Annotated in this window: 23 protein-coding genes; 4 read left to right on the top strand and 19 right to left on the bottom strand. The window is 67.4% G+C overall.

Translation table 11 applies throughout. From position 1 onward, the window contains the following. Positions 1-26: 26 nt before the first annotated feature. Positions 27-929, top strand: coding sequence for a hydroxymethylglutaryl-CoA lyase (locus ACYCAX_RS07170; RefSeq protein ID WP_015477012.1), 903 nt, complete (start codon positions 27-29; stop codon positions 927-929). Positions 930-1109: 180 nt separating this feature from the next. Then, on the top strand, positions 1110-3062 hold the full coding sequence (locus ACYCAX_RS07165; RefSeq protein WP_460247693.1) for an acetoacetate--CoA ligase: 1953 nt from the start codon (positions 1110-1112) through the stop codon (positions 3060-3062). Positions 3063-3366: 304 nt separating this feature from the next. Here the strand turns inward: ACYCAX_RS07165 and pcaC are convergent, their stop codons facing one another. The 18 genes from pcaC to ACYCAX_RS07075 form a co-directional block, all read right to left on the bottom strand. Then, positions 3367-3765 (bottom strand): 4-carboxymuconolactone decarboxylase, encoded by a 399-nt coding sequence (pcaC, locus tag ACYCAX_RS07160; RefSeq protein ID WP_460247692.1) that lies wholly within the window; start codon positions 3763-3765, stop codon positions 3367-3369. Positions 3766-3877: 112 nt separating this feature from the next. After that, positions 3878-4666, bottom strand: coding sequence for a 3-oxoadipate enol-lactonase (gene pcaD / locus ACYCAX_RS07155; protein WP_460247691.1), 789 nt, complete (start codon positions 4664-4666; stop codon positions 3878-3880). 9 nt (positions 4667-4675) lie between these two features. Continuing rightward, positions 4676-6031: a 3-carboxy-cis,cis-muconate cycloisomerase gene (locus ACYCAX_RS07150; protein WP_460247690.1), complete on the bottom strand. Its 1356-nt coding sequence runs from the start codon at positions 6029-6031 to the stop codon at positions 4676-4678. A gap of 145 nt (positions 6032-6176) precedes the next feature. Beyond that, positions 6177-7382, bottom strand: a complete 1206-nt coding sequence (gene pcaF, locus ACYCAX_RS07145) for a 3-oxoadipyl-CoA thiolase (RefSeq protein ID WP_460247689.1) — start codon at positions 7380-7382, stop codon at positions 6177-6179. Then, positions 7379-8161, bottom strand: a complete 783-nt coding sequence (locus ACYCAX_RS07140; RefSeq protein WP_460247688.1) for a CoA-transferase subunit beta — start codon at positions 8159-8161, stop codon at positions 7379-7381. Before ACYCAX_RS07140 ends, pcaF begins: the two co-directional genes overlap by 4 nt. Continuing rightward, complete coding sequence (locus tag ACYCAX_RS07135) at positions 8161-9009, bottom strand: CoA transferase subunit A (RefSeq protein ID WP_460247687.1); 849 nt, start codon at positions 9007-9009, stop codon at positions 8161-8163. The genes ACYCAX_RS07140 and ACYCAX_RS07135 overlap by 1 nt, the downstream gene beginning before the upstream one ends. A 391-nt stretch (positions 9010-9400) precedes the next feature. Then, entirely contained in the window at positions 9401-10333 is a 933-nt protein-coding gene (gene catA / locus ACYCAX_RS07130; RefSeq protein WP_460247686.1) for a catechol 1,2-dioxygenase, read from the bottom strand. A 47-nt stretch (positions 10334-10380) separates the two neighbouring features. Continuing rightward, positions 10381-10671 (bottom strand): muconolactone Delta-isomerase, encoded by a 291-nt coding sequence (gene catC, locus ACYCAX_RS07125; protein ID WP_015477003.1) that lies wholly within the window; start codon positions 10669-10671, stop codon positions 10381-10383. A 14-nt stretch (positions 10672-10685) separates the two neighbouring features. After that, the gene (locus ACYCAX_RS07120; RefSeq protein ID WP_460247685.1) at positions 10686-11807 is read right to left on the bottom strand and encodes a muconate cycloisomerase family protein; all 1122 of its coding nucleotides are present in this window, start codon (positions 11805-11807) and stop codon (positions 10686-10688) included. Between the two features lie 66 nt (positions 11808-11873). After that, the gene (locus ACYCAX_RS07115; protein WP_294980444.1) at positions 11874-12647 is read right to left on the bottom strand and encodes a 1,6-dihydroxycyclohexa-2,4-diene-1-carboxylate dehydrogenase; all 774 of its coding nucleotides are present in this window, start codon (positions 12645-12647) and stop codon (positions 11874-11876) included. A 143-nt stretch (positions 12648-12790) separates the two neighbouring features. After that, positions 12791-13801, bottom strand: coding sequence for a benzoate 1,2-dioxygenase electron transfer component BenC (benC, locus tag ACYCAX_RS07110; RefSeq protein ID WP_294980441.1), 1011 nt, complete (start codon positions 13799-13801; stop codon positions 12791-12793). A 154-nt stretch (positions 13802-13955) separates the two neighbouring features. Continuing rightward, on the bottom strand, positions 13956-14441 hold the full coding sequence (benB, locus tag ACYCAX_RS07105) for a benzoate 1,2-dioxygenase small subunit (protein ID WP_015476999.1): 486 nt from the start codon (positions 14439-14441) through the stop codon (positions 13956-13958). After that, complete coding sequence (gene benA / locus ACYCAX_RS07100; RefSeq protein WP_460247684.1) at positions 14441-15808, bottom strand: benzoate 1,2-dioxygenase large subunit; 1368 nt, start codon at positions 15806-15808, stop codon at positions 14441-14443. The genes benB and benA overlap by 1 nt, the downstream gene beginning before the upstream one ends. Positions 15809-16431: 623 nt before the next feature. After that, a complete protein-coding gene (locus tag ACYCAX_RS07095; RefSeq protein WP_460247683.1) occupies positions 16432-17385 on the bottom strand; it encodes an AraC family transcriptional regulator in 954 nt (317 codons plus the stop codon). A 125-nt stretch (positions 17386-17510) separates the two neighbouring features. Beyond that, the gene (locus ACYCAX_RS07090) at positions 17511-18860 is read right to left on the bottom strand and encodes a 4-hydroxybenzoate transporter PcaK (RefSeq protein ID WP_015476996.1); all 1350 of its coding nucleotides are present in this window, start codon (positions 18858-18860) and stop codon (positions 17511-17513) included. A 324-nt stretch (positions 18861-19184) separates the two neighbouring features. Beyond that, positions 19185-20315 carry a saccharopine dehydrogenase family protein gene (locus ACYCAX_RS07085; protein WP_460247682.1) on the bottom strand — a complete coding sequence of 377 codons (1131 nt, stop codon included), beginning with the start codon at positions 20313-20315 and terminating at the stop codon, positions 19185-19187. A gap of 39 nt (positions 20316-20354) precedes the next feature. Beyond that, a complete protein-coding gene (locus tag ACYCAX_RS07080) occupies positions 20355-20756 on the bottom strand; it encodes a GFA family protein (RefSeq protein ID WP_015476994.1) in 402 nt (133 codons plus the stop codon). Between the two features lie 93 nt (positions 20757-20849). Beyond that, entirely contained in the window at positions 20850-21977 is a 1128-nt protein-coding gene (locus ACYCAX_RS07075) for an ATP-NAD kinase family protein (protein WP_460247681.1), read from the bottom strand. Between the two features lie 234 nt (positions 21978-22211). On the opposite strand from ACYCAX_RS07075, the gene ACYCAX_RS07070 reads away from it, so the two are divergent. Beyond that, positions 22212-22385 (top strand): PA1571 family protein, encoded by a 174-nt coding sequence (locus ACYCAX_RS07070; protein WP_294974656.1) that lies wholly within the window; start codon positions 22212-22214, stop codon positions 22383-22385. A 19-nt stretch (positions 22386-22404) separates the two neighbouring features. Here ACYCAX_RS07070 and pdxB read toward each other — a convergent pair whose 3' ends face one another. Next, positions 22405-23553, bottom strand: coding sequence for a 4-phosphoerythronate dehydrogenase PdxB (pdxB, locus tag ACYCAX_RS07065; protein WP_015476991.1), 1149 nt, complete (start codon positions 23551-23553; stop codon positions 22405-22407). 146 nt (positions 23554-23699) lie between these two features. On the opposite strand from pdxB, the gene ACYCAX_RS07060 reads away from it, so the two are divergent. After that, the gene (locus ACYCAX_RS07060; protein WP_460247680.1) at positions 23700-25103 is read left to right on the top strand and encodes an MATE family efflux transporter; all 1404 of its coding nucleotides are present in this window, start codon (positions 23700-23702) and stop codon (positions 25101-25103) included.

The raw sequence follows: 25103 nt of genomic DNA, 5'->3' as shown, positions 1-25103 counted from the left end.
TCGCCCCCATTCAACGAGGACATTCCATGACCCTGCCCCCATCCGTCCGTCTGGTCGAAGTCGGCCCGCGCGACGGCCTGCAGAACGAGAAGCAACCCATCGCCGTCGCCGACAAGGTGCGTCTGGTGGATGACCTCAGCGCCGCCGGCCTGAGCTACATCGAAGTCGGCAGCTTCGTCTCGCCCAAGTGGGTGCCGCAGATGGCCGGCTCGGCCGAAGTCTTCGCCGGCATCGCACAGAAAGCCGGCGTGACCTATGCCGCCCTGGCGCCGAACCTGAAGGGCTTCGAGGCGGCATTGGAGTCGAAAGTCGAGGAAGTCGCGGTCTTCGCCGCCGCCTCCGAGGCCTTTTCGCAAAAGAACATCAACTGCTCGATCAAGGAGAGCCTGGAACGCTTCGTTCCGGTGATGGAAGCGGCCCGCCAGCACGGCGTGCGCGTGCGCGGCTACGTCTCCTGCGTGCTCGGCTGCCCCTACCAGGGCGAGGTGGACGTGGCGCAGGTCGCCGCCGTCGCCGAGGAACTGCACGCGATGGGCTGCTACGAAGTCTCCCTGGGCGACACCATCGGCGTCGGCACCGCCGGGGCCACCCGCCGGATGTTCGAAGTCGTCGGCCAACGCGTGCCGCGCGCGCAACTGGCCGGGCACTTCCACGATACCTACGGCCAGGCCCTGGCGAACATCTATGCCGGCCTGCTGGAAGGCATCGCCGTGTTCGACAGCTCGGTCGCCGGGCTTGGCGGCTGTCCCTACGCCAAGGGCGCCACCGGCAACGTCGCCACCGAGGACGTGCTCTACCTGATGAACGGCCTGGGCATCCACACCGGCATCGACCTGGACAAGCTGATCGACGCCGGCCAGCGTATCTGCGCGGTGCTCGACAAGCCCAACGGCTCGCGCGTGGCCAAGGCACGGCTGGCCAGGCGCTGAGTGCTCTTTGTAGGAGCGAGTTTGCTCGCGAACCCGCCCCGCAGCGGGGTTTGTTTGTTCGCGAGCAAACTCGCTCCTACAAGGACTCGCTCACTATCCCTACAAAAGATTTCCGCTCCTCCTACATCCCCGCGGCCGTGCCACACTGGTTAGATAAGAAAAACCGGACGGACGCCCAAGATGAACCCGCTGTGGACCCCCTCCCCCGAACGCGTCGCCGCCACCCGGATGGATGCCTTCCGCCGCAAGGTGGCACAGGAGCATGGGCTCGATCTGCCCGACTATGCCGCTCTGCACGCCTGGAGCATCGCCGAGCGCGAGGCTTTCTGGCTGGCCATCGTCGACGCCTTCGGCGTGCAGTTCCATGAAGCCCCCGGCGCCGTGCTCGAAGAAGGCCCGGAAATGCCCGATGCCCACTGGTTCCCCGGCGCCACACTGAATTTCGCCGAACATCTGCTGCGCCGCCGCGACCATCATCCGGCGCTGATCGCCGTCAGCGAGGACGAACGGCGCGAAGTGCTCAGCCATGCCGAACTGGCTGCCCAGGTCGCCGGCCTGCAACTGGCCCTGCGCGACGCCGGGGTGGGCGTCGGCGATCGCGTCGCGGCCTGCATGCCCAACACCTGGCAGACGGTGGTCGGCATGCTCGCCACCACCAGCCTGGGCGCGACCTGGTCGAGCTGTTCGCCGGACTTCGGCACCCAGGGCGTGATCGACCGCTTCGGCCAGATCGAACCCAAGGTGCTGATCGCCTGCGCCGGCTACCGCTACGCCGGCAAGACCCTGGACCTGACCGCCAAGCTCAATGAAATCCTCGCCCAGTTGCCCAGCCTGGAACAGCTGGTGATCGTCCCCTATGCCCACCCCGAGGCGCGGCCGGGCGATTACCTGACGCTGGCCAGGGTCGATCTCTGGCGGGACTTCTACCAACCCGGCGGCGACCCGGTATTCACCCCGGTACCCTTCGACCATCCGCTGTACATCCTCTATTCCTCCGGCACCACCGGCGTGCCCAAGTGCATCGTCCACGGCACCGGCGGCGTGTTGCTGCAACACCTGAAAGAGCACGGCCTGCACACCGACCTGAGCAGCGACGACACCCTGTTCTACTACACCACCTGCGGCTGGATGATGTGGAACTGGCTGGTCTCCGGCCTGGCCCTGGGCGCCAGCCTGGTGCTCTACGATGGCTCGCCCTTCCACCCCGGCCCGGAGCGGCTGATCGACCTGGTCGATGCCGAGGGCATCAGCATCTTCGGCATCAGCGCCAAGTACATCGCCGCCCTGGAGAAGGCCAACGTGCGGCCACGCCAGAGCCACGAACTGGGGCGCCTGAAGACGCTCCTCTCCACCGGCTCGCCGCTGGCCCACGAGAGCTTCGACTACGTCTACCGCGACCTCAAACCCGACCTCTGCCTGTCGTCGATCTCCGGCGGCACCGACATCGTCTCCTGCTTCGCCCTGGGCAATCCCACCGCGCCGGTGTGGCGCGGCGAGCTGCAGTGCAAGGGCCTGGGCATGGCGGTGGAAGTCTGGGACGCCGCCGGCAAGCCGGTGCGCGGCGAGAAAGGCGAGCTGGTCTGCGCACGGCACTTCCCGTCGATCCCGGTGGGCTTCTGGAACGACGAGAACAACGAGAAGTTCCTCGATGCCTACTTCGCCACCTTCCCCGGCGTCTGGGCCCACGGTGACTACGCCGAGGAAACCGAACACGGCGGCCTGGTGATCCACGGCCGCTCGGATGCCGTGCTCAACCCCGGCGGCGTACGTATCGGCACGGCGGAAATCTACCGCCAGGTGGAAAAGATCGAGCAGGTACTGGAATCCATCGCCATCGGCCAGGAATGGCAAGGCGATGTGCGGGTGGTGCTGTTCGTGCGCCTGCGCGAGGGCGTGGAGCTGGACGAAGCCCTGCAGGAACGCATCCGCCAGACCATTCGCGCCAACACCACCCGGCGCCACGTACCGGCGAAGATTCTCGCGGTGGCGGACATTCCCCGCACCTTGAGCGGCAAGATCGTCGAACTGGCGGTGCGCAACGTGGTGCACGGGAGGCCGGTGAAGAACACCGATGCGCTGGCCAACCCGCAGGCGCTGGAGTTGTTCAGGGATCGGAAGGAGTTGGAGAGCTGAGGTTCTCAGGTAACGCCGTGCCGACGCTCTCTCCCCAGCCCTCTCCCTCAGGAGAGGGGGCAGATTGTGCCGGCTGACGCCACGGTCGCTCGCTGCACCGAACGGTCCCCTCTCCCGGGTGCGAGAGAGGGTTAGGAGCTCTTGCTCTCGTACAAGCGGACTCCGGCTGCGATCGTTTCCGGGCCGCACCAACGTGCCGGCCCTGCTTCGCGAGCAAGCTCGCTCCTATGAAGAGCGCATTGGCGCAGGCCTGTAGGAGCGAGGGGAACGCCTAGTTCTTGCTCGCGAACCCTACACCGACAGATCAGACGTCGCCCAGCGACTCGGTGCCCAGCTCGTCCCATACCGCCTCGGCGAGGTGGAAGGTGGCGTTGGCGGCCGGGATACCGCAGTAGATCGCGCTCTGCAGCAGGACTTCCTTGATCTCCTCACGGGTCACGCCGTTGTTGCGCGCGGCGCGCAGGTGCAGCGTCAGTTCGCCCTCGCGGTTCATGCCGATCAGCATGGCGATGGTGATCAGGCTGCGGGTGTGGCGCGGCAGGCCGGGGCGGGTCCAGATGTCACCCCAGGCATGGCGGGTGATCATTTCCTGGAACTCTTCGTTGAAGTCCGTACGGTTCTGCAGGCTGCGGTCGACGTGGGCGTCGCCCAGCACCGCGCGGCGCACCTGCATGCCAGCTTCGTAGCGTTCTTTCTCGTCCATCTCAAACTCCAATCAGAACCTGTAGGAGCGAGCTTGCTCGCGAACCGCACAGCACCCTGAGGCTCCGGCGTGAAGCGAGGTTCGCGAGCAAGCTCGCTCCTACGAAAAGCAGTTAGGCGCGCAGGAAGTCCAGTACACGCTGGCTGAAGGCATCGCCGGCCTGCACGTTGGACAGGTGCGCGGCACGCAACTCCACCAGCTCGGCTCCGGGGATGTGTGCCTGCAGGAAGCGGCCGTCCGAGGGGGTGGTCACCGGATCGGCGGCGCCGCAGACCACCAGGGTCGGTGCGCTGATCGCACCGATCTCGCCACGGAAATCGGCGTCACGCACGGCCGCGCAGTTGGCTGCATAACCTTCCGGCGAGGTCTGCGCCAGCATGCCGACGATGGGCTCGACCTTGCCCGGCTCGGCCTCGGCAAAGTCAGCGGTGAACCAGCGCGAGATCGAAGCATCGCGCAGGTTGCGCATGGCCTCGGCGCCGCCGCTGAGCACGGTCTCGATGCGCGGATTCCAGATGTCCGGGGTACCGATCTTGGCGGCGGTGTTGCACAGCACCAGGCGCGAGAGGCGCTCCGGCGCATGGATGGCCAGCCACTGGCCGATCAGGCCGCCCATGGACAGACCGCAGAAATGCGCGCGCGGGATGTCCAGCGCGTCCAGCAGGGCCAGCACGTCGCGGCCATTCTGCTCGATGCTGTAAGGGCCGGGAGTGACCAGCGAAGCGCCGTGGCCACGGGTGTCATAACGCAGCACGCGGAAGTGTTCGGCGAAGGCGGCGACCTGCGCGTCCCACATGTGCAGGTCGGTACCCAGGGAGTTGGACAGCACCAGCACCGGCGCGCCGGCCGGGCCTTCCAATTGATAGTTCAGGTCGCCATCGGCGAGATGTACGGCAGGCATGCAGGGCTCCTATCGCGAAACTTGTAGATGTTCGGCCAGCGCGCACTCGACCCAGCGGCGCGCCTGGCCCAGGTAGTGGGCGGGATCGAGCAGGCGATCCAGTTCTTCGGCATTCAGTTGTGCGGCGACCTCGGCGTTGGCGCCGAGCACCGCGCGCAGGTGCGCGCCCTCCCTCACCGCCTGCTTGCAGCACTGCTCCACCAGGTGGTGCGCGGCATCGCGGCCGATGCGCTGGGCCAGGGCGATGCTCACGGCTTCGGCGAGCACCAGGCCACGGGTCAGGTCGAGGTTCGCCAGCATGCGCTCGGCATCGACTTCCAGGCCCGGCACCAGGCTCAGTGCCTGTTGCAGTGCACCGGAGACAAGGCAGCACAGCTCCGGCAGGCTTTCCCATTCGGCGTGCCACAGGCCGAGGCTGCGCTCGTGTTCCTGGGGCATGGCGGCGAACAGGGTCGAGACCAGGCCCGGCGCGCGGGTCGCCGCGCCAATCAGCACGGCGGCGCCCACCGGGTTGCGCTTGTGCGGCATGGTGGAGGAACCACCCTTGCCCGGCGCGGAAGGCTCGAAGACCTCGCCGGCCTCGGTCTGCATCAGCAGGCTGAGGTCGCGGCCCAGCTTGCCGAGGCTGCCGGCGATCAGGCCGAGCAGGCTGGCGAACTCCACCAGGCGGTCGCGCTGGGTGTGCCAGGGTTGTTCGGGCAGTTGCAGATTGAGTTCTTCAGCCAGCGCTCCGGCCACGGCAAAGCCCTGCTCGCCGAGGGCGGCAAGGCTACCGGAGGCGCCGCCAAATTGCAGGCACAGCAGGCGCGGCTTGAGTTCATTCAGACGCTGGCGATGGCGGGTGATCGCGCCCAGCCAGCCGGCGATCTTCATGCCGAGGGTGACCGGCGTGGCGTGCTGCAGCCAGGTGCGGCCAACCATCGGCGTACCGGCGTGGGCCTTGGCCTGGATGGCGAGGACATCGGCCAACCGGGCAAGGTCGCTTTCCAGCAACTCGATGGCGGCGCGCAGTTGCAGGACCAGCCCGGAGTCCATGACATCCTGGCTGGTGGCGCCGAGATGGACATAGCGCTCGGCATCGGCATCCTCGGCGGCGATGCGCTTGCCCAGCGCCTTCACCAGCGGGATCGCGGAATTGCCGGCGCTGCAGATGGCCTGCGCCAAAGCATCGAAGTCATAGAGCTCGGCGCGGCAGGCGGCGGCGACGGGCGCCACGGCGCTCGCCGGGATCACGCCGACACGGGCTTCGGCACGGGCCAATGCGGCCTCGAAGTCGAGCATGCTCTGCACCCGTCCGTGGTCGCTGAAGATCGCGCGCATGGCGGGCTGGGTGAAGTAGGCGTCGAACAGAAGGTTAGTGCTCACGGGGGTAGCTCCGGAGATCGGCGGGCGTAGTCGGACAGTATGACCGGAGAGGAGGACTCTGTAGGAGCGAGCTTGCTCGCGAACCCGGCCTCCGCTGCGGGGTTTGTTCGCGAGCAAGCTCGCTCCTACGAAGAGCCAGAGCTAATCACACGCGCTCGACCACCAAAGCGACGCCCTGCCCTACGCCCACGCACATGGTGCACAGGCCGAGCTTGCCGCCGGACTTCTGCAGCTGATGCACAGCGGTCAGCACCAGGCGCGCCCCGCTGGCACCCAGCGGGTGGCCGAGGGCGATGGCGCCGCCGTTGGGGTTCACCCGCGCGTCGTCATCGGCGATACCCAGATCACGGGTCACCGCCAGGCCTTGCGCGGCGAAGGCTTCGTTCAGCTCGATGACATCGAACTGGTCGACCAACAGGTTCAGGCGTTCCAGCAGCTTGCGCACCGCCGGCACCGGGCCGATGCCCATCACGCGCGGCGCGACGCCGGCGCTGGCCATGCCGAGCACCTTCGCCCGCGGCGTCAGGCCATGTTTCTTAACGGCTTCGGCGCTGGCAAGGATCAGCGCGACGGCGCCGTCATTGACGCCCGAGGCGTTGCCGGCAGTGACGGTCCTGCCTTCGCCGTTGACCGGCTTGAGCTTGGCCAGCGCTTCGGCGGTGGTGTCCGGGCGCGGGTGTTCGTCGGTGTCGACGACGGTCTCGCCCTTGCGGCCCTTGATCACCACCGGGACGATTTCCTCGGCGAAATAGCCGTTGGCCTGGGCGACGCCGGCACGCTGCTGGCTGCGCAGGGAAAAGGCGTCCTGGTCGGCGCGGTTGACGTGGTAATCGTCGGCCACGTTGTCGGCGGTCTGCGGCATGGCATCCACACCGTACTGCGCCTTCATCAGCGGGTTGATGAAGCGCCAGCCGATGGTGGTGTCCTCGATCTTCTGCCCACGGCCAAACGCGCTGTCGGCCTTGCCCATCACGTAGGGCGCGCGGGACATGGACTCCACGCCGCCGGCGATGACCAGCTCGGCCTCGCCGCTGGCGATGGCACGGAAGGCGGTACCCACCGCGTCCAGGCCCGAGGCGCAGAGGCGGTTGAGGGTCACGCCCGGCACGCTTTCCGGCAGGCCGGCCAGCAGCAGCGCCATGCGCGCGACGTTGCGGTTGTCCTCGCCGGCCTGGTTGGCGCAGCCGAGGTAGACCTCGTCCAGCACGGCCCAGTCGACTTGCGGGTTACGTTCCAGCAGCGCCTTCACCGGCACGGCGGCAAGATCGTCGGCGCGCACGCCGGCGAGCGAACCGCCGAAGCGGCCGATGGGCGTGCGTACAGCGTCGCAGATGAAAACCTCGCGGCTCATTCCTCACCTCCCAGCTGGCCGTGGGCGGCGGCGGTGCGGGCTTCGAGGGCGCGCAGGGCTTCCAGCTCGACGTCGGTCGGCGCGACGGTCTCGGTCACCTGCTCGGCGAAGCGGATCGCCCAGCCGGTGTTCTCGACCACCTGCTCGCGGGTCACGCCCGGGTGCAGGTTGGTGACGATGAATTCGTTGCTGCCGGCTTCCGGCTCCATGATGCACAGGTCGGTGATGATCGCCACCGGACCCTTGCCGGGAAGGCCGAGTTGCTGGCGATGGTCGCCGCCCTCGCCGAAACCGACCGAGGTGATGAAGGCCAGCTTGTCGATGAAGGTGCGGTGGGACTGCTTGAGGATGATCAGCACTTCCTTGGCGGAACCGGCGATCTCCGGCGCGCCACCAGCGCCGGGCAGGCGCACCTTGGGCTTGTGGTAGTCGCCGATGACGGTGGTGTTGATGTTGCCGAAGCGGTCGACCTGGGCCGCGCCGAGGAAGCCGACGTCGATGCGCCCGCCCTGCAGCCAGTAGCGGAAGATCTCGCCGGTGGGTACCACGGTGTCGGCGGTCTCGGCCAGCTCGCCGTCGCCGATGGACAGCGGCAGCACGCTGGGCTTGGCGCCGATAGGGCCGGATTCGTAGATCAGGACCACGTCGGGCGATGCAGTCAGGCGCGCCAGGTTGGCGGCCTTGGACGGCAGGCCGATGCCGACGAAGCAGACGGCGCCGTTCTTCAGGCGGCGGGCCGCGGCCACGGTCATCATTTCATTGGTGCTGTAGGCGCTCATTACTTGGCCTCCGCGAGCTTGGCTTGGAACGCGGCAAAGTCTTCGGTGCCACGGATGTAGGTATCGATCCAGGCGTTGAAGGTGTCGCGGTCGCGGGCGATCGGGTCCCAGGCCTGGTAGAAGCGGTTGTCGCGCTCGGAGTAGCCGTGGGCGTAGGACGGGTGTGAACCACCGGGCACTAGGCAGACGGCGGATAGCGCCCAGGTCGGCAGCACGCAGGAGTTCATCGGCGCGTTGAGGTCGTCGACGATCTCCTCGACGGTGACGATGCAGCGCTTGGCGGCCAGGGCCGCTTCCTTCTGCACGCCGAGGATGCCCCACAGCAACACGTTGCCCTTGCGGTCGGCCTTCTGCGCGTGGATCACGGTGACGTCCGGGCGCACCGACGGCACGGCAGCCAGTTGCTCGCCGGTGAACGGGCACTCGATGAACTTGATGTTCGGGTTGACCTTCGGCAGGTCGGAGCCGGCGTAGGCGCGCAGCACGGCGAACGGCAGGCCCGAGGCGCCGGCGACGTAGGAGTTGGCGAGGTCGGCGTGGCTGTGCTCGTCGATCTCAAGCTCGCGCGGCCAGCCCTTCTCAACCGCGTCACGCAGGCGGTGCAGCGAACCGACGCCGGGGTTGCCGCCCCAGGAGAAGGTCAGCTTGCGCACGCAGCCGGCGCCGATCAGCAGGTCGTAGACCAGGTCGGGGGTCATGCGCACCAGGTGCAGGTCTTTCTTGCCCTGGCGGATCAGCTCGTGGGAGGCAGCGGTCGGGATCAGGTGGGTGAAGCCTTCGAGCGCGACGGTGTCGCCGTCGTTGACGAAGCGCTCGACCGCTTCGCGGAGGGTGAGGAGTTCAGCCATGGTCGGTCTCGTTGTGTAGGGGGTGCCGATGGGAAAACAGTACCGTCGGGGGGATGGGCGAACAATGCGATAATCGACTATTGGTGCGAATATCGAACACTTCTCTTAGGGGGCTAACGGCTGTCTTGCGGGGGTGCAGATGGTCGTTCATGCGGGCGCGGACCCTGTCCGCGGATCGCGAGCATGGCTCGCTCCTACAAGTGAGCGTGGGATTACCCCTGTAGGAGCTGGCCATGCCTACGACAGCCCGAGCGCAGGAACGTCGCGGCTGCAGTCAGTTGCAGGCTTTTCGTAGGAGCGAGCTTGCTCGCGAACCCGCCCAGCACCGGAGCGGCCGGATAGCTTGGTTCGCGAGCAAGCTCGCTCCTACAGGGTCAGCATCGCGCGGGAATCAGGCTTCCTGCAGCGCGCGGGGACGGCTGCTGCGGTCTTCGGCGTCGGCGGAAACCGCCTGCTGAAGCTGGAAGTCGAACTCGATCTCGGCGAAGCGCCCGTCCACACCGCGCGCCTGGGCGGCGGCCGCGTCTTCGACGAAACGCACCTCGCCGATCAGCCCGTCACGGGTGGCGTAGGCGAAGTCGTCCCACAGGTACTGGTCGCCGGCCAGGTTGATCTGCGTGGTCAGGTGGCGATGGCCCGGCGCGGAGATGAAGAAGTGGATGTGCGCCGGGCGCTGGCCGTGGCGGCCGAGCTGGTCGAGCAGTTCCTGGGTCGGGCCATCCGGCGGACAGCCGTAGCCGCTGGGCACGATGCTGCGCGCCTGGTAGCGCCCTTCGGCGTCGGTGACGATGCGCCGGCGCAGGTTGAACTCGGACTGGGTGCTGTCGAAGTACGAGTAGGTGCCCTGGGTGTTGGCGTGCCAGAGGTCGACCACGGCGCCGGCCAGCGGCTTGCCCTGCGGGTCGAACACGCGGCCGGAGAGGAACATCACGGTGCCCGCATCCTTGCCGTCGTCCATCCGCGCTTCGCCTTCGGACAGCGGTGCGCCGGCCACGTACAGCGGGCCTTCGATGGTGCGCGGAGTGCCACCGCCGATACCGGCCGCTTCATCCTGGGCGTCCAGCAGCAGGTCGAGGTAGTGTTCGATGCCCAGGCCGGCAACGACCAGGCCGGCCTCCTGACGGGAGCCAAGTCGGTTGAGGTAGTCCACTGCCTTCCAGAATTCGTCGGGCGTGACATTCATGTCTTCGATCAGTTTCGCGGTGTCCTGCAGGATGCGCAGGACGAGGTTCTTCACGCGCGGGTTGCCCTGGTCATTCAGGGCGCCACTGGCTTCTTCGAAGAACTTCTGGATGTCGGCAGTCTGGGAAATCTTCACGGTCATGATGCGATCCTCAAGTCTTGTTCTTGTCGAGTCGTACGGAACGAAAATCAGCGGTCGTCAGCGTGGATCGAGGACGGATGGCGGCAGAGCCCGTCGACCTCGATGTCCATGTAGGGGAACAGCGGCAGTTGCATCAGGGTGTCGTGCAGTTCCTCGACGCTGGCGAGGTCGAACACGCTGTAGTTGGCGTAGTGCCCGGCGATGCGCCACAGGTGGCGCCACTTGCCCTCGCGCTGCAGGCGCTGGGCCAGTTCCTTCTCGTCGGCCTTGAGCTGGGCGGCTTTCGCCGGGTCCATGTCGACGGGCAATTTCACGGTCATCTTCACGTGGAACAGCATCAGATTTTCCTCCGTTAGTGGCGGGCGAAACGCTTCAGGCGCTCTTCGTCGAGGGTCAGGCCGATACCGGGGGTGCGCGGCACCATCAGCTGGAAGTCGCGGTAGACCGGCGCCTCGGTGACGATTTCTTCGGTGAGCAGCAGCGGGCCGAACAGCTCGGTGGCCCAGGTCAGCTTCTCCAGGGTGATGAAGGCGTGGGCCGAGGCCAGGGTGCCGACCGCGCCTTCGAGCATGGTCCCGCCGTAGAGCGCGATGCCGGCGGCTTCGGCGATCTGCGCGGTGCGAAGCACGGCGCGCGGGCCGCCGTTCTTGGCGATCTTCAGGGCGAAGATGCTGGCGGCGCCGTCGGCGGCGAGGCTGAAGGCATCGGCCACACTCTCGATGGATTCGTCGGCCATGATCGGCGCCGGGCTGCGCTGGTTCAGGCGCACCTGGCCGCTGCGGTTGATCCGCGAGATGGGCTGTTCGATCAGGTCGATGCCGTTCTCGCCGAGCACCTGGCAGCCACGGATGGCCTGGGACTCGTCCCAGCCCTGGTTGACGTCCACGCGCACGCTGGCGCGCTCGCCCAGGGCCTGCTTGATCGCCACCACGTGCCGGAGGTCCTGCTCCAGCGGGTTGGCGCCGATCTTCAGCTTGAAGATGCGGTGACGGCGGATATCCAGCATCTGCTCGGCTTCGGCGATATCGCGAGCGGTGTCGCCGGAGGCCAGGGTCCAGGTCACTTCGAGACTGTCGCGCACGCGGCCGCCGAGCAGTTCGCTGACCGGCAGGCCGAGGCGCTTGCCCTGGGCGTCCAGCAGCGCGGTTTCCACCGCCGAGCGGGCGAAGGTGTTGCCCTTGATCGCCTTGTCCAGGCGCTGCATGCAGGCATTGATGTTGCTGGCGTCCTGGCCGGCCAGCAGCGGCGCGAAGTGCGCGTCGAGGTTGGCCTTGATGCTTTCCGGGCTCTCGTTGCCGTAGGCCAGGCCGCCGATGGTGGTGGCTTCGCCGAGGCCTTCGACGCCATCGGAGCAGCGCAGGCGGATGATCACCAGCGTCTGCTGCTGCATGGTGTGCATGGCCAGCTTGTGCGGGCGGATGGTCGGCAGGTCGACGATGATCGACTCGATACGTTCGATGACGGGACTGCTCATGGCGGTATTTCCGTTCGGGTTTCTGGAGGACGGGCGTGGCCCGCGCGATCGTTCAGGCGGCAGCTTTCAACCGAGGTCGCCGCCGCCCACCGGCAGGGTCACGCCGGTGATGTAGCTGGCTTCGTCGGAGGCGAGGAAAAGGACTGCGCCGACCTGTTCGTCGATGCTGCCGTAGCGCTTCATCAGGCTGCTGTCGACGGTCTGCTCGACGATCTGCCGGTACCAGAGCTTCTCCTGCTCGCTCTGCTGCGCCGCGTTGCGCGGGATGCGCCGGGGCGGCGCCTGAGTGCCGCCGGGGGCGGTGGCGTTGACCCGCACGCCGCGCTCGGCGGTCTCGAAGGCGAGGCAGGCGGTCAGCGCGTTCACCCCGCCCTTCGCCGCGCCGTAGGGCACGCGGTTCACGCCACGGGTGGCGACGGAGGAGACGTTGACGATGACGCCCGCGCCCTGCTTCAGCATCGGCACCAGGGCCGCGCGGCAGCACCAAAGGGTGGGGAACAGCGAGCGGCGCACCTCGGCTTCGATTTCGTCCTCGGCGTAGTGCTCGAAGGGTTTGGCCCAGATGGTGCCGCCGACGTTGTTGATGAGGATGTCGAGGCGGTCGAAGCGCGTCAGCGCCTGGTCGACCACAGCCTGGCAGTCGGCGAAACGCTCCAGGTCGGCGGTCAGGGTAAGCACTTCGCCATGCTGGCCGAGGGCGTCCTGCAGTTCGTGGACGATTTCGGAGCGGTCCACGGCGATGACCCTGGCGCCCTCTTCCACCAGCCGCTCGGCGACACGCCGGCCGATGCCCTGGGCGGCGCCGGTGACCAGGGCGATCTTGTTGTTGAATCTTTTCATGGTGACCTCATGACGTCGGCGGGCAGAGCTCCTGTAGGAGCGAGCTTGCTCGCGAACCGCTTCGTAGCGGGGCTTGGTTCGCGAGCAAGGACTAGGCGTCCCCCTCGGTCCCACGAAGAGCCGCCGGTATCGGATGTCGGGGATCAGGCAGCACTGGCCGCGAACTTCTCGTAGTAGAAATTCGCCGGCGTGATGCCATGCTCGCGGATGTACTGGCTGACCGCCTCGACCATCGGCGGCGGGCCGCAGAGGTAGACGTCCACCTCACCGTCGTTCAGGTGCGCCGGCGCGATATGCTGGGTGACGTAGCCCTTGTGCGGATAGCTGCTTTCCGCGCTGGCGACACAGGCGCTGAAGGTGAAGTTGGGGATGCGCGCGGCGAAGGTTTCCAAGCGGTCCATCTCCACCAGGTCGAAGTCGTGGGTGACGCCGTAGATCAGGTGCAGCGGATGCTCGCTGCCGCGCTCGGCGATCTGTTCGAGCATCGCGGTGAAGGGCGCCAGCCCCGTGCCGCCAGCCAGCAGCAACAGCGGCCGCTTGATCTCGCGCAGGTAGAAGCTGCCCAGCGGGCCGGCCAGGGACATGGCGTCGCCGGCTTTCGCCAGGCCGGTGAGGAAGCTGCTCATCAGGCCGCCCGGCACGTTGCGAATCAGGAAGCTGACCTCGCCGTCCTTCTGCAGCGAGCTGAAGGAGTAGGCGCGGCTCTGTTCGCTGCCCGGCACCCGCAGGTTGACGTACTGCCCCGGCAGGAAGGCCAGCCTGCTCAGCGACTCGCCCTTGATCGACAGCGCGATGGTGCTTGCGGAGAGCTGGCGCACCGCGCTGATGCTGGCCTCGAAACTGGCCTGGGCGGTCTTGCAGACTTGCGAGGAGGCCGGCACGCGCACCACGCAATCGCTCCGCGCGCGCATCTGGCAGGTGAGCACGTAGCCCTGCTCGGCTTCGTCCTCGGTGAGCGCGTCCTCGATGTAGTCCTGGCCCAGGTCGTAGCGGCCGGCTTCGGCGAAGCACTTGCAGGTGCCGCAGGCGCCGTCACGGCAATCCAGCGGGATGTTGATGCCCTGGCGGTAGGCCGCGTCGGCCACGGTCTCGCTGGGGCTGGCGTCGATGAAGCGGGTAACGCCGTCTTCGAAGTTGAGCGCGATCTTGTTCATGTCATTCGCCTCAAAAAAGCGGCTTGAAGCGTCGCGAGCGCAGGCCGGGCAAGGCGGAGGACGGTTCGGAAGCGCAGTTCACTCTAGTGAATGAGCATTACGGACCGTTCTCCAACGCAGCACGGGCAAGCGCAGCAGCTTCACGCCGTGTTTTTCAGATGTGGTAGATGTCGATGACTTGCCTGACGTAGTCGTTCTTCAGCACGACCTTCTTCGCCTTTACCAGCGGCTGCTCGCCACGCACGTCGAGCGTGTAGAAGCTGGTGCCGAAGTAGCTGTCCACCGTCTTGTAGCGGAAGCTCAGGGTGTGCCAGTTGAAGCGCACCTGGCACTGCCCGTCGGCCTCGCCCAGCACCTCGATGTTGCTCAGGTTGTGCGAGGTGCGCGTATCCGGCAGGGTCGCGCTGGAGCGCTCGGTCTTGATGCGGAACACGCGGTCTTCCAGGCCGCCACGGCTGCCGTACCAGATCAGCGAGATTTCCCGCTGCGGGTCTTCGGTGAGCCGGTCGCGGTCGTCCCAGGAGGGCATCCAGAAGGTGGCGTCGGCCGCGTACAGCTCCAGCCACGCATCCCAGTCCTTGTCATCGAGGTAGCGCGCTTCGCGGTAGAGGAAGTCGCGCACGGTCTCGTAGCGGCTCATCACACGCCCTCCTCTGTCACGGCGATACGATTGGCCTGCTCGGCGGCCAGCGCGTCGATCATGGTCTGCTGCCAGTACTGGTGCTGCAGCACGAACAGGCCCTCATCTTCGGTGCGCACGCCGGACAGAGCCGGCGCCAGGTCGATCTCCCGCGCCGCGTCGTCGGCACCGTCGATCCAGTGCTGCGCCCCGCGCGACATGTCGTTCCAGCCGCCGGCGCTGCCCTGGTAGGCCTGCTGGCAGGAACGGAATTCCTCCAGGTCGTCCGGCGTGGCCATGCCGCTGACGTTGAAGAAATCCTCGTACTGGCGAATGCGCTGGGCGCGCGCCTCGCTGCTCTCGCCCTTCGGCGCGATGCAGTAGATGGTGATTTCGGTACGGTTGACGTCGATGGGCCGGGCGATGCGGATCTGCGAGCTGAACTGGTCCATCAGGTAGACGTTCGGGTACAGGCAGAGGTTGCGCGAGTTCTCGATCATCCAGTCGGCGCGGGCCTGGCCGTGGTCGCGGGCCAGTTCGTCGCGGCGCTCGAAGGCCGGGCGCGCCTCGGGGTTGGCCCAGCGGCTCCAGAGCAGCAGATGGCCGTGGTCGAAGGAGTAGAAGCCACCGCCTTGCCTGGCCCAGCCGCCGGCACTCATGGTCTTCACCTCGCTGCCAGCCTCGCGCGCCTGGCGCTGGTTCTGGGTCGCGGCGTAGTTCCAGTGCACGGAGCTGACGTGGTAGCCGTCGGCGCCGTTCTCGGCGGTGAGCTTCCAGTTGCCTTCGTAGATGTAGCTGGAGGAACCGCGCAGCACTTCCAGGCCTTCAGGGGACTGGTCGACGATCATGTCGATGATCTTCGCCGACTCGCCCAGGTGCTCCACCAGCGGCTTGACGTCGGCCTTCAGGCTGCCGAAGAGGAAGCCGCGATAGGACTCGAAGCGCGCGATTTTCGTCAGGTCGTGGGAGCCTTCGCAGTTGAAGCCTTCCGGATAGCCGGCCTCGGCCGGGTCCTTCACCTTGAGCAGCTTGCCGGAGTTGTTGAAGGTCCAGCCGTGGAACGGGCAGGTGTAGCTGGAACGGTTGCCGGACTTGTGCCGGCAGAGCATGGCGCCCTTGTGGCTGCAGGCGTTGAGGAAGGCGTTGAGCACGCCGTCCTTGTTGCGCGCGATGAAGATCGACTGGCGACCGATCATGGTCGTCAGGAAGTCGTTCTTCTCGGGGATCTGGCTTTCATGGGCGAGGTAGACCCAGTTGCCCTCGAAGATGTGCTTCATCTCCAGGTCGAACAGGCGCGGGTCGGTGAACATCTCCCGCCGGCAGCGGTAGACGCCCTTCTCGGGGTCTTCCTCGAGCAGTGAACGCAAGTAGTCGATACCCAGGGACATGGCCGGGGCCTCCGTTGTTATTGTTCAGGCAGGCTCAGGTTAGGGCTGGGTTCGAAGCGGCAATATCCGCTTTGTGCAGAGTGCTATCCGTTTTCTGCAGGGCCGTCCGCAGGCGGCGCTCCTACATGGGAAATTCGGTACTGAGCGGTTCGCGAGCAAGCTCGCTCCTACGAAGAGCCAATACTCACTCGATTCCAGCTCTGGCCTTTGCTCTGAAGGCTTCCAGAGAAACATCCGCTCACTCCGAACGGCCCCGTTCAGGAGGCCTCGTTGAAGCGGAGTTTCAGGGGTTGAGCGGCAGGGATGCCGCGAGAGCGCTGTCGGGCCAGGGATGGCCCGTCAGCGCGGGCCCCTGGAACTTCGCTTCAACGAGGGAATTTTTCGCCTAAGCGAGAAACCGGATGTCCGGGGCAAGACCTTTGCCTACTTTGGGTGGGGCGGCCATCCGTCGTTTGCCAAAGCAGGTCGCCCGAGGGGGCGAAACACAGAATCCGCGCGCACGCCGAAGCGGCGCTGGAACACCCAAGCCAAAGCAGCTGACCTGAAACACGAGGAGCAAAAGAAAGCGCCGGCCCTGCCGGCGGATCGCGGGCATGGCCCGCTCCTACAGGGGAGTGCGGAGGTCAGCTGCGGCGCTTGAGGGTTTCTGACGGCAGTTCGCCGAACTGCTGGCGGTAGCCTTCGGCGAAGCGCCCCAGGTGCAGGAAGCCATAATCCAGCGCCAGCTCGGTGACGCTGCGCACCGGACAGGCCGGATCGCCCAGACAGGCACGGATGCGTTCCAGCTTGAGGCGGCGGATGTACTGGCGCGGCGTGGTGCCGGCCTGGCGCTCGAACAGCGCGTAGAGCGAGCGCAGGCTCATCGACGCCTGGTGGGCCAGGGCTTCGACGTCGATGTCCTCGCGCAGGTGGCCCTCGATGTACGCCTCGATGCGCTCGAAAGACACGCTGGCGCCAGCGATGGGCCCGCGGCTGACGTTGGTCTTGAGCAGGGTCAGCAACTTGCTGGCGACGATCTGCTGGTAGTGCTCGTCGATCCGGGCCAGGCGCTCGCCGGCCTCGGACTCCTGGCAGACCATCGACAGCAGGTTGACGAAACCTTCCAGCTCGCCGAGCCGGTAACGGTTCTCGATGAAGCGCACGCCGGTGTGCGGATGGTTCCAGCGCTGCTCGGCACAGATGGCTTCGAGCAGGGTCACCGGAATCTTCAGGATGAATTTCTCGCAGTCGTCCGAGTAGGTCAGGTCGACCGGATCGTCCGGGTTGATCAGCAGCAGCTCGCCCGGCGCCAGGTAGTGCTCCTGGCGCTGGCCACGCCACAGGCAGTGGCCGCTGAGCAGGATCTGCAGGTGGAAGATGCTCTCCAGCGCCGGCGAGGTGACGCGCACCGCGCCGCCATAGCTGATGCGGCACAGGTCGAGGCTGGCGAAACGCCGGTGGTTGAGGCTGGCCTGCGGATGGCCGTGGGCCGGCAGGCGCAGATCATGGGTGCCCACGTGCTGGTTGACGTAGCCCGACACCGCGTAGGGATCGGCGCGTTCGAACACTCGGCTACGTTCGCTCAGCAGGCTTTGCATACAAGGCACTCAGGGTTGTTGTCGGCAGCCGCGATCTGCGCCGCGGTCGCTCCAGTCTATGCGAGCGGCGCGGGGATGGAACGGGGCGGAGATGAATGGCAACACACTCGCCCCGCCCGCGCCCGTCAGGTGGCATCGGCGTGGCTGACCAGGCCCTTGATCACCACCGCGGCGGTGGCGATGGCAGCCGGGACGATCAACGCGGTCAGCACCTGCTCGAAACTCCAGCCCAGGCCCAGCAGGGTCGCGCCGATCCAGGCGCCGAGAATGGCGCCGAAGCGGCCGATGCCGAGCATCCAGGACACGCCGGTGGCGCGTCCCTGGGTCGGGTAGAAGCGCGCCGCCAGGGACGGCATGGCCGACTGGGCGCCGTTTACGCACATGCCGGCAGCCAGCACCAGGGTCGCCAGCAGCGTGACGGTGCCCAGGCTCTGCCCTACGCAGTAGGCGAATAGGCCGGCCAGGCAATAGAAGAGGCCGATCACCTTGTGTGGGTTGAAACGGTCCATCGCCCAGCCCACCGCCACCGAGCTGAGTACGCCGCCGAGCTGGAACAGCGCGCCGATGAAGGCGGCCTGCTCCAGGCTCGCGCCGGCATCGCGCATCAGGGTCGGCAGCCAGCTGGTGAGCAGGTAGACGATCACCAGCCCCATGAAATAGGTCAGCCACAGCAACAGGGTGCCGGCGCTGTAGGTGCCGGAAAAGATCACCTTGAACAGGTTGCGGTTCTGCACCGTCTTCTGTTCCGGCACGCTGAAGTCCCGCGCGGTGAGCACCTCGGCCGGCGCAATCGGCGCCAGCACGCGCTTGACCCTGTCCGCACCGCGATTGCGCACGACCAGGAAGCGCGCCGACTCCGGCAACCACAGCAGCAACACCAGCCCCAGCACCAGCGGCAGCACGCCGCCGAGCAGTAGCAGGCTGTGCCAGCCGTACGCCGGAATCAGCTTGGCGGAGACGAAACCGCCCGACGCCATGCCCAGGTTGAAGCCGCAGAACATACTGGTCACCAGCAGCGACTTGAGGCGCTCGGGGGTGTACTCCGACAGCAGCGTGGTGGCGTTGGGCATCGCCGCACCCAGCCCCAGGCCGGTAAGGAAACGCAGCGCCAGCAGTTGGTCGAGGTTGGCGCTATAGGCCGAGATCAGGCTGAAAAAGCCGAAGAGGAACACCGCCACCACCAGCACGCCCTTGCGCCCGAAACGGTCGGCCAGCGGGCCGGACCCCAGGGCGCCGAACACCATGCCGATCAGCGCGGCGCTCATCACCGGACCAAGGCTGGCGCGGTCGATGCCCCATTCCTGGGTCAGCGCCGGGGCGATGAAGCCCATCGCCGCCGTATCGAGGCCATCGAGGAAGACGATAAGGAAGCACAGCAACACGATACGCCACTGGTACAGGGACAGCGGCTGGGCGTTGATGAAGGACTGGACATCGAGCGTACCGGCAGCAGGCACGTGGGCGGAACTGGTCATGCGAAGGCTTCCTGCGAGGGGGGCGTCGCGGCAGCGCCGGCGATACGGGCATTGCTTGGACGGGACAGGAATGAGGCGCAAGCGGACCGGCAGAAGAGCAGGCGCCGAAGGCCCAGACTGACGCTCATTGTTGTTATTGCCCGCCTGGCCGGGCGGGGTTGGGCAAACAGTACGGAGAGTCGCCGGGCGGTTCAATTCGATGATCGCCTATGCGTTCGATCAGCGAACGATTTCGGCGAGCGCGCGGCGCCTCGCGCCTTCCCGGCGGGAGGTGCGTGGGCCCGGTGACAGCGCAACTGCCGGGGCGACGCCCGGCCCCTCTATCTAGTGGGCGGCGATTTCACGAACGCCGTGGGATATCTTCATCCCGTCGAGCTCGGCCAGGTAATCCTCGACGCTGATCAGCCCGACGCAGGGCATCGCGCCCCGCTGCCCGAAGCGCCCCGATGCCAGCTTGCGCGCCAGGGCCACAGCCGCCATGCACGGAATGTTCGGTCCGTGGTCGTCCTGGGCGATCAGCTCCCAGCACAGCGCCAACGCCTTGCCCGACTTATCCACGCCGCGCAGTTGCACGAACATGCCGCTGCGGCCGTCGCCCAACGGCTGCATCGCCACCGCCAGCCGATGCAGGCCGCCGCTCAGGGCCGCGGCGTTCTCCAGCAGGCGCCCGCGCACCAGCCAGGACAGCCCCCAGGTGCCGAACTGGGTGAGGCGCAGGCCGAGGCCGGCGGAAAAACGCACCTCGCGCACGCCGGGGTAGCGCTGCGGGAACAGTTCCAGGTCCGGCACGTCGCAATGGGCGACCCAGCGCCGCCCCAGCGGCTTGGGGAAGCGGTGCACGCTCAGACCCTGCCAGCCGTGCACCGCCTGCCAGCGGCCTTCGCGCCACTGGCGCAGGGGTTTGCCGCAATAGCCCAGCACCGCCGCCAGGGTGGCGATGCCGGGAATCTTCGCCGAGGAGCTGATGCCGTGGTGGATGCTGTCCAGCCGCTGGAAGCGCGCGCGCAACTGATCGACCACCGCCGCGCTGAGCGCCGGCACCGAGCTGGCGCCGCTGCATACCAGCACGCCGGCGCTGCGGGCGGCGCGGTCGAGCTCGCCGATGCCGCAGACGAAGCGGCGCGCGTCGGCCAGGTCGATATAGTGCACCCGCGCGTCAATCGCGGCGCGGGCAACTCGATAGTCCTGGTCCTGGAAGGGCCCGGCGGTGGAGATGAGCAGGTTGACCCTGAGCTCACTGAGGCGGTCGGAGAGCGTCGGCTGGTTCATGTCCAGGCACACCGCCTCCCCACCCACCTCGCTTGCCAGCGCGCTGGCGCGTCGCTGGTCGCGTCCGCCGACCAGGACGCGAATCCCGTCGATCCCGCTCAGGCGGCGAACGATCAGGCTGCCGAAATTCCCATAGCCGCCCAGTACCAGAACGCGAAAGGACGGTTTGACCGCTGACACAGACATCGACACTCCCCTACAACCGCCGGCATCGTGCCGGCGCCCTCACCCCGATTTCGCGCCGACGTGCCTCGGCAAGGCGTCGTCCAGAGGCCACCACGCGGCCCTGGACTCGATGTAGTAATGCCCTTCGGGCGCAGTCCGCAGCGGCTCGTCCAGGCTTCCCGCTCGCACGCGCAGCACCTCCGGGCGCGAGTCGCGGGCGCTGTAGATCGGCGAGCCGCAATGGCCGCAGAACACCCGGCGCTTGTCCTCCGAGGAACGGAAATGCACCAGCGCCTCAGCGCCGGCGAGCAGCCTGAACGCGTCGTCGGCGACGGGGATATTGGTGGCGAACGGACCACCCTGGGCCTTGCGGCACTGTCCGCAATGGCAGACCTGGATCGGCGCCAGCTCGCCGCTGATCGTGTAACGCACCGCGCCGCACAGACAACCACCGGTATGCATCGCTTCGTCCTCCGTCGAAAGCGCAAAGTGCTGGAGTCTAGAACAAAGCCGCGAACCATCACCATTCAGGTGACGGCAAGCGCGAAACCAATTTCAGACCTCGGAGCCCCAGCCCAGCGGGTAGAGCAGTTCTTCCTTGTAGCCGGCCCAGACCCGCACCGCCGCCGGGAAGCTCGCGTCCAGCGCCGCGTCGCCGCTGTCCACCAGCAACGGCCGGCCTTCCAGGGTACCGAGCTTGCGCTTGGTGGCGACCACCCGCAGGCGCTCGATGCCGATGGCGCGCAGCACGCGCGGGCTGATCTGCTGGTTGCCACGGCCGAGGATGTGGCCCTGGCCACCGATGGCGGTGACCAGCAGGAAGGCCGGGTGGCCGTCCACCAGTTCGAACAGCTGCAACTCGGTAACGTCGCGGGCGATCACCTCGCCGTTCTCGATCACGTCCACGCCCAGCAAGGTGGTTTCCAGGCGCAGGTCGGCGGCCAGCCCGTGCAGGGTCGAGCCCGGCCCGAAGACATAGCGCACGCCGTCCTCCCAGGTATCTTCCAGCCAGGCGGCGAGATCGGCCAGCACCAGCTCCTCGGTCTCAATGCCGGCCTGCTTGACGTGCTGCATGAAGTGCCCTTCCTCGGGCACCGTCAGCTCGGCGTACCAGCGCGCGGCGACGCGGCCATCGCGCAGGGCGGCTTCGTCGAGGTCGCGCACCTCGCCCTGGGTCAGGCGCACCAGCCCGCCCTCGACCAGTCGCAGAGCCAGCGCACCGGCGGCGCGCGGGCTGATCGCATAGACCCCGGAGTGGATCTTCACCCCGGCGGGAATCCCCAGAACCGGCTGGTCTTCGCGCGCCACCTCGGCAACGTCGCGCGCGGTACCGTCGCCGCCGGCGAAGAGGATCAGCGCAACGCCGGCCTCCTGCAACGCCTGCACGGCGTGCCGGGTATCCGCCGCCGAACTGCGCTCGCCCTCGAGCGCGCCGACCAGCCGATGGGAAAAGCCCATGTCCGCCAGCAGATCGGCCCCCATCGGCCCCGGGAAGGTCAGGAATTCCAGGCGCTCACGCACCGCCAGCAACTGCTCCAGCGCCACCCGCGTGCGCTCCGCCGCGCGGGGCTGCGCGCCACGCGCCAGGGCCAGTTCGGCGACACCGTCGCTGCCCTTGAGCGCGGTCGGCCCGCCGATACCGGCCAGCGGATTGATGATCAGGCCTACGCGAAAGCCATCCATACTCACCTCGAAGGACATCCAGATCGAACAGCCGGTGCAATGCCGGGCCGACCTTCACTATAACGACAAGCAGTAGACCGGGGCCTTGCGGTTGGCACGCAACCTGCCAACCCTGCGAGGGTACAGTCGTCTGCCACGTAGGTGACATCTGCGCCGCGCTCCGCGACTGCTTTGTCACCGAGCTTTCATGTGATCTGCCTAGACTGCATTCAAACGTTGTAGAGGAGACCGGCCATGAGCTTGCAACACCATCAGACCCCCACCCCCCGACCGGCGCCCCGTGACCCGCAGCAGCCGGTGGGCGGCTCGATCATCGACGCCCAGGGCCGCGAGATCCCGATTACCGAAGACATGATCCAGCGCGCCTGCCGCGAACTGGACAAGAGCAGCGAGCCACCGCGCCGATGAGTGCGCGGACTTCCCTGCCCTACTCCCCGACCCGGTTGGCGCCCAGCGCCGTCAGCAGGTTTTCCAGACGCGGCGCATCGCCCTGGATGTCCACCCACAGCCCGGTGATTTCCCGCCGCGGCGGGTAGTGCTTGCGCAGGGCGTCGAACGTCTTGCGCCGCGCTTCCGCATCCCCCGCCAGGCTGCGCCGGAAGGCCGCGTCGTCGCTGCGCGGGTCATACACCGCGCGGCACAGCATGGCCAGCGCCCAGTCCGGCTCGCACTCCTCCTTCAAACTCAGCTCGGCCAGCCATTGCGCCGGCAGCAGATCGTCCAGGCTGACCTCCGGCGCCCGCCCGAGCCAGGTGCAGAAGGCGTCGTAGATCTGCGCCGTGCCGCGCAGCTTGCCATCCAGGCTGTAGCCGGCGATGTGCGGCGTGGCGATGCGGCAGCGCGCGGCCAGCTCGACATCCACCTGCGGCTCGCCTTCCCACACGTCCAGCGCGACGTCGAGATCGGCGCCGGCCTCCAGGTGCGCGCGCAGCGCGGCGTTGTCGACCACCCCGCCCCGGCTGGCGTTGAGCAGCCAGGCGCCGGGGCGCAGCGCCGCGAGGCGTTCGGCATTCAGCAGGTGGCGCGTCGGATGTTCGCCGTCGCGGGTCATGGGCGTGTGCAGGCTGATCACGTCGCACTCGCGCAGTACCTCGTCGAGGCTGCGGAAGTCACCGCCCTCGGCGGCGGCACGCGGCGGATCGCAGACGCGCACGTCCCAGCCCAGCCCGCGCAGCACGTCCACCAGGCGGCCACCCACCTGGCCGGCGCCAACCACGCCATAGCGGCGCTCGGCCAGTTTTGCCCCGTGCACCTCGGCCAGCGCCAGCAGGCTGCCCAGCACCCAGTCCACCACGCCACGGGCGTTGCAGCCCGGCGCGCTGGACCAGGCGATGTCGGCCTGCGCGAAATAATCGAGATCCAGGTGATCGGTGCCGATGGTGCAGGTGCCGACGAACCTGACCTGGCTGCCTTCGAGCAACGCGCGGCTGACGTCGGTCACCGAACGCACCAGCAGCACGTCGGCGTCGCCCAGGGCGGCACGATCGATGCCGCGTCCGGGCAAGCGACGGATTTCACCGTGACCGCCGAAGAAGGCTTCGACCAGGGGAATGTTTTCATCGGCAAGGATACGCATGGACTGACTCCAGAAATCGGCACCGGCTACTTTACCAGCGCGGCTGCGTGCGGTCCCGCAACTCGCGCCGATGCTTTCCTGACCAAGCCGACAAGCCGTAAACTGGCCGGCTTCTTTCCGCTGCCTGCCGCCAGAAAAGGATCGCCGTGACCAGCATCGCCCAGCCCGTCTCCCGTGGACGGCGCACCACCGCCGAACTCAAGGAACTGCTCACCCTCGCCGCGCCCATCATGATCGCCCAGCTGGCGACCACCGCGATGGGCTTCGTCGATGCGGTGATGGCCGGGCGCGTCGGTCCGCGCGACCTCGCCGCGGTGGCGCTGGGCAACTCGATCTGGATTCCGGTGTTCCTGCTGATGACCGGCACCCTGCTGGCGACCACCGCCAAGGTGGCGCAGCGCTACGGCGCCGGCGACCAGCCCGGCACCGGTCCGCTGGTGCGCCAGGCACTGTGGCTGGCGCTGCTGGTCGGCCCGCTGGCGGCGGCGACCCTGTGGTTCCTCTCCGAACCGGTGCTGCGTGCGATGAAGGTCGAAGAAGCGCTGATCGAACCCAGTCGATTCTACCTGCGCGGTATCGCCTGCGGCCTGCCGGCGGTGGCGCTGTATCACGTGCTGCGCTGCTTCAGCGACGGCCTGGGGCGCACCCGGCCGAGCATGGTGCTGGGTATCTGCGGGCTGATGCTGAACATCCCGATCAACTATGTGCTGATCTACGGGCACCTCGGTTTCCCCGCGCTGGGCGGCCCCGGCTGCGGCTGGGCGACGGCGTCGGTGATGTGGTTCATGCTGCTGGGCATGCTGGTCTGGGTGAACGGGGCCAAGGTCTACAAGCCGAGCCAGCTGTTCAGCCACTGGGAACTGCCGAACCTCAAGGTGATCGGCAGCCTGGTCGCGGTCGGCCTGCCGATCGGCATCGCGGTATTCGCCGAGTCGAGCATTTTCTCGGTGATCGCCCTGCTGATCGGCGAACTGGGCGAGAAGGTCGTGGCCGGGCACCAGGTGGCGCTGAACTTCAGCGCGCTGGTGTTCATGATCCCCTACTCGCTGGCAATGGCCGTGACCGTGCGCGTCGGCCAGGCCCTCGGCGCCGGCGCGCCGCGCGATGCGCGCTTCGCCGCGGGCGTCGGCATGGGTGCGGCATTGGCTTATGCGTGCATTTCCGCCAGCGGCATGTTGCTGATGCGTGACTCCATCGCCGCGCTCTACACCCAGGACCCGGACGTGCTGGCACTGGCCGCCTCGCTGCTGGTGTTCTCCGCGCTGTTCCAGTTCTCCGACGCCGTGCAGGTCACCGCCGCCGGCGCCCTGCGCGGTTACCAGGACACCCGCGCGACCATGCTCATGACCCTGTTCGCCTATTGGGGCATCGGCCTGCCGGTGGGCTACAGCCTCGGCCTGACCCACTGGCTGCAGGAGCCCACCGGCCCGCGCGGCCTGTGGGAAGGCCTGATCGTCGGCCTGACCTGCGCGGCGGTGATGCTGTGCATCCGCCTGGCGCGCAGCGCCAAGCGGCAGATCGTGCTGAACGAGAAACGCATGGCGGGCTGA

It is taken from the genome of Pseudomonas sp. MT3 (assembly GCF_054720805.1).
The sequence above is the reverse complement of the archived record's forward strand: the minus strand, read 5'-3'. Positions and strand labels throughout refer to the sequence as shown.